Annotated in this window: 6 protein-coding genes; 4 read left to right on the top strand and 2 right to left on the bottom strand. The window is 56.1% G+C overall.

The genetic code is table 11. The features are described 5' to 3' along the window. Together ACW14G_RS22475 and yacL are read left to right on the top strand one after the other, a co-directional pair. Positions 1-180 (top strand): hypothetical protein (locus ACW14G_RS22475; RefSeq protein WP_455648829.1); only part of this gene is annotated, 180 nt, incomplete at its 5' end. 214 nt (positions 181-394) lie between these two features. Continuing rightward, positions 395-757, top strand: coding sequence for a protein YacL (gene yacL, locus ACW14G_RS22470; RefSeq protein ID WP_163448035.1), 363 nt, complete (start codon positions 395-397; stop codon positions 755-757). A gap of 33 nt (positions 758-790) precedes the next feature. On the opposite strand, the gene ACW14G_RS22465 is transcribed toward yacL, so the two are convergent. Then, complete coding sequence (locus tag ACW14G_RS22465) at positions 791-1,138, bottom strand: YacC family pilotin-like protein (RefSeq protein WP_062772020.1); 348 nt, start codon at positions 1,136-1,138, stop codon at positions 791-793. A 144-nt stretch (positions 1,139-1,282) separates the two neighbouring features. On the opposite strand from ACW14G_RS22465, the gene cueO reads away from it, so the two are divergent. Then, a complete protein-coding gene (gene cueO / locus ACW14G_RS22460; protein WP_249022311.1) occupies positions 1,283-2,848 on the top strand; it encodes a multicopper oxidase CueO in 1,566 nt (521 codons plus the stop codon). A 122-nt stretch (positions 2,849-2,970) separates the two neighbouring features. Then, a complete protein-coding gene (locus ACW14G_RS22455; RefSeq protein WP_223803294.1) occupies positions 2,971-3,495 on the top strand; it encodes a hypothetical protein in 525 nt (174 codons plus the stop codon). A gap of 76 nt (positions 3,496-3,571) precedes the next feature. Here ACW14G_RS22455 and ACW14G_RS22450 read toward each other — a convergent pair. Continuing rightward, positions 3,572-4,006: outer membrane protein assembly factor BamB family protein (locus tag ACW14G_RS22450; protein ID WP_455648828.1), on the bottom strand; the 435-nt coding region annotated here is incomplete at its 5' end.

The raw sequence follows: 4,006 nt of genomic DNA, 5'->3' as shown, positions 1-4,006 counted from the left end.
TCTGCGGAGCTGGCGGCGGTTGCGGCGCTGATCGGCAAACTGCCAACGCCGGAAGAGTACCAGACCTACGTAGCGCAGGTGGATAAGACGGCGGTGGATACCTACCGTTACCTGAACTTCGACCAGCTCTCTCAGTACACTGAGAAAGCGGACGGCGTGATTTTCCAGACGGCGGTCTAATCGCATAGCCCGGACGAGGCGCATTAGCGCCGACTCCGCGAGCGTCCCCGGCGACACGTTATTTGGCCGGGTAGCAAAGGTGAGAGTTTCGGCTCTCGCCTTTTTTATTTTTCTATTCCTCCCGCGGCGACGCTGTTTTTATTCCTCCAGACTGCGATAATTACCAACAGGTACAATGCAGCGGTGACGCATTGCCTTTGTAGAGGAACAGATCATGGATTATGAATTTCTGCGCGACGTTACCGGAGGGGTAAAAGTACGAATGTCGATGGGCCACGAGGTGGTCGGTCACTGGTTTAATGAAGAGGTTAAAGACAACCTCTCGCTACTGGATGAAGTGGAAGAGGCTGCACGTACCGTTAAAGGCAGCGAGCGTTCATGGCAGCGCGCCGGGCATGAATACACTCTGTGGATGGACGGCGAAGAAGTGATGGTTCGCGCTAATCAGCTGGAATTTTCCGGCGACGAAATGGAAGAGGGAATGAGCTACTACGACGAGGAGAGCCTGTCGCTCTGCGGCGTGGAAGATTTCCTGCAGGTAGTCGCTGCATACCGCGAGTTTGTGCAACAGCGTTAATCCATGCGGAGCCTGCGGGCTCCGCCATGTCTGTCACTTCACGTAAGCCAGCAGGCTTAACGAATCACGCGCCAGCGCCTTACATTTCTTCGCCGTTGGGATGCCGATGCCGCTGAGGTCACGGTAGCTGTCTTCACCCAGCGCCTTCATGTTAAACGTATCGTAATTGCTGAGATCCCACTGGTTCTGCTGCGCGAAAAAGACCAGCGCGCGACGGATTTGGGTATTAGGCAGGTTCTGGTAGCCGCAGTCGTTTTTCAGAAACACAAATACCGCCGTCAGATCGGCCATATCTTCCGCTTCAGACTCGCTTAAAGCATAACTCGAGCTGGACATCGCCAGCAGCGATCCAAGCAGCACCGTTCGGAAAAACGTCTTCATTTCTTCTACCTTACATCGTCGATATTCCACGTTAACATATTTACCCACAACACGGGGAGCATTATTCATGGCTTTCCGCTTGACCTTCCTGCAGGGGGAGGGTTTAAGCTCAAATAATCACCACAAGCCGAAAAGGAAGTACCGATGCATCGTCGTGATTTTCTCAAATTAAGCGCCGCCGTCGGCGTTGCCAGCGCCTTGCCGCTATGGAGCCGTGCGGTATTTGCCGCTGAACGTCCTACGCTCGCCATTCCGCCGATCCTTACCGCCGACGCGAATAACCAGATCCTGCTGACCGTGCAGGCCGGGAAAACGCAGTTTGCGGGGAAAGCGGCGACCACCTGGGGCTATAACGGCAACCTGTTGGGCCCGGCTATTCGTCTGCAGCAGTGGACTCCTGCCACGGTCAAAATTCAGAATATGCTCCCGGAAGAGACCACCGTGCACTGGCACGGTCTGGAAGTGCCAGGTGAAGTCGATGGTGGCCCACAGGGGATCATTCAGCCCGGTGCCAGCCGCACGGTGAGCTTTACGCCGATGCAGCGAGCGGCGACCTGCTGGTTCCATCCGCATCAGCACGGTAAAACCGGGCATCAGGTCGCGATGGGGCTGGCTGGACTGGTGCTGATTGAGGATGAAGACAGCCAGAAGCTGATGCTGCCTAAGCAGTGGGGTATCGACGATATTCCGGTGATTATGCAGGACAAAAAATTCACCGCGGCGGGCGAGATTGATTACCAGCTGGATGTGATGAGCGCTGCCGTTGGCTGGTTTGGCGATATGCTGCTGACTAACGGCGCGCCGTTCCCGCAGCATGCGCCGCCGCGGGGCTGGCTGCGCCTGCGCCTGCTCAACGGCTGTAACGCGCGCTCGCTGACGCTGGCTATCAGCGACAAACGCCCGATGTATGTGGTGGCGAGCGACGGCGGCCTGCTGGCCGAGCCGGTAAAAGTGAACGAGCTACCCATGCTGATGGGCGAGCGTTTTGAAGTGCTGGTGGATGCGCGCGATGGCAAAGCATTCGACCTGGTGACGCTGCCGGTCACCCAGATGGGGATGGCGGTTGCGCCGTTTGATAAGGCCGTACCGGTGCTGCACATCCAGCCGATCGGTATTCCCGGCTCTGGTACGCTGCCGGATACGCTGGCGAAAATGCCCGCGTTGCCGTCACTGGACGGCCTGACCGAGCGTAAGCTCCAGCTATCGATGGATCCCATGCTCGATATGATGGGTATGCAGGCATTGATGAAGAAATACGGCAATCAGGCGATGGGCGGAATGGATCATGGCGACATGATGGGCCACGGCGGTATGAAAATGGACCACGGCAATATGGGCCACATGCAGCACGGCGAAGGCGGGTTCGATTTCCATAATGCCAATAAGATCAACGGTAAAGCCTTTGATATGAATCAGCCGATGTTCGCGGCGGAAAAGGGCAAGTTCGAGCGCTGGGTGATTTCCGGCGAGGGCGACATGATGCTGCATCCGTTCCATATTCACGGTACCCAGTTCCGCATTTTGCGGGAAAACGGCCAGCCGCCGGCGGCGCATCGCTCGGGCTGGAAAGATACGGTGCGCGTGGAAGGCGGCGTGAGCGAAGTGCTGGTGAAGTTCGATCATGAGGCCCCGAAAGATCAGGCCTATATGGCGCACTGTCACCTGCTGGAGCATGAAGATACCGGCATGATGCTGGGCTTTACCGTCTAGCGAGAAACCGGGTAGCGTCGCCGCTACCCGGTAACGGCTGGCGGGCGATACAAATTTCCGTCGTATCAAACGGATAAATTAAATATATACTCGTGTGGCTAACAATTAATCACGAGGTGAACATGTCTCTCTTTGGTAAGGTTCTGGCAGCGTCTTTGGTCATGATGGTGGCGGTGTCAGCACAGGCTGACATGAAGATGGAACGTAAAAACATTCCCGAGCTGAAGTTGAGCATCGAGATCCCGCAGGCGTTCACGCCGATGCCTGACGATATGGCAAAAATCAAATACCCGTCAGAAAACCGGCCGCAGGTTATTTATAGTGATGAACGTGGAAAAGCATCCTTGGGGGTGAGTAACGGACGTCACGCGCTGCCCGCAGATAAGCTCGATGTGGCAAAGGACGCGACGCTGAAAATGCTGAGTAACTATAAGCCGCAGGCGGAATCCGTGACGGTTGATGGGCATAAAGCGTGGTTGATTACCTTCCGCTCTCAGGCGGCGGATACGGACATTCTGAATATGCTGCTGGTGGCGTCTGAAAACGATAAAGCGGTTCAGGCGGCGTTTAATATGACGAAAGATCTGGTGGGGCAGTATCAGGAGGCGGCCAGGGCGTCGCTGCTGTCGATTAAGTTTGATAAATAATTGCGTATTTCCCCGGGCCACAAAAAGCGCGTGACCCGGGTGAGTGAGGATGCCGACCCAAGGGTCGGCATTTTATTTACTTCGCGTCGTCAGGTAACGCGTAGGCCACGATATAGTCGCCCATTTTTGTGCCAAACGAACCGTGGCCGCCCGCGGAGATGACCACGAACTGCTTGCCATTGACCTCATAGGTCATCGGCGTCGCCTGGCCGCCTGCTGGCAGACGTCCTTGCCAGAGTTTCTCACCGTTGCTCATATTGTAAGCGCGCAGGTAGTTATCGGCGGTTGCAGCGATAAACAGCACGTTACCGGCGGTGGAAATCGGGCCGCCCAGCATTGGCATCCCCATATTGAACGGCAATGGAATCGGCAGCGGGAACGGCAGGCTATCCTGCGGCGTACCCAGACGTTTTTTCCATACCACTTCATTGGTTTTCAGATCCAGCGCGGAGATATAACCCCAGGCCGGCTGTTTGCACGGCAGGCCAAACGGCGACAGGAACGGGTTCAG

This window comes from Kluyvera sp. (genome assembly GCF_965301105.1).
The sequence above is the reverse complement of the archived record's forward strand: the minus strand, read 5'-3'. Positions and strand labels throughout refer to the sequence as shown.

What these genes read in the sequence shown, in the direction of transcription:
- yacL (WP_163448035.1), top strand. Translation starts at nt 395, where the DNA reads ATGGATTATGAATTTCTGCGCGACGTTACCGGAGGGGTAAAAGTACGA.
- cueO (WP_249022311.1), top strand. Translation starts at nt 1,283, where the DNA reads ATGCATCGTCGTGATTTTCTCAAATTAAGCGCCGCCGTCGGCGTTGCC.
- ACW14G_RS22455 (WP_223803294.1), top strand. Translation starts at nt 2,971, where the DNA reads ATGTCTCTCTTTGGTAAGGTTCTGGCAGCGTCTTTGGTCATGATGGTG.
- ACW14G_RS22465 (WP_062772020.1), bottom strand. Translation starts at nt 1,138, where the DNA reads ATGAAGACGTTTTTCCGAACGGTGCTGCTTGGATCGCTGCTGGCGATG.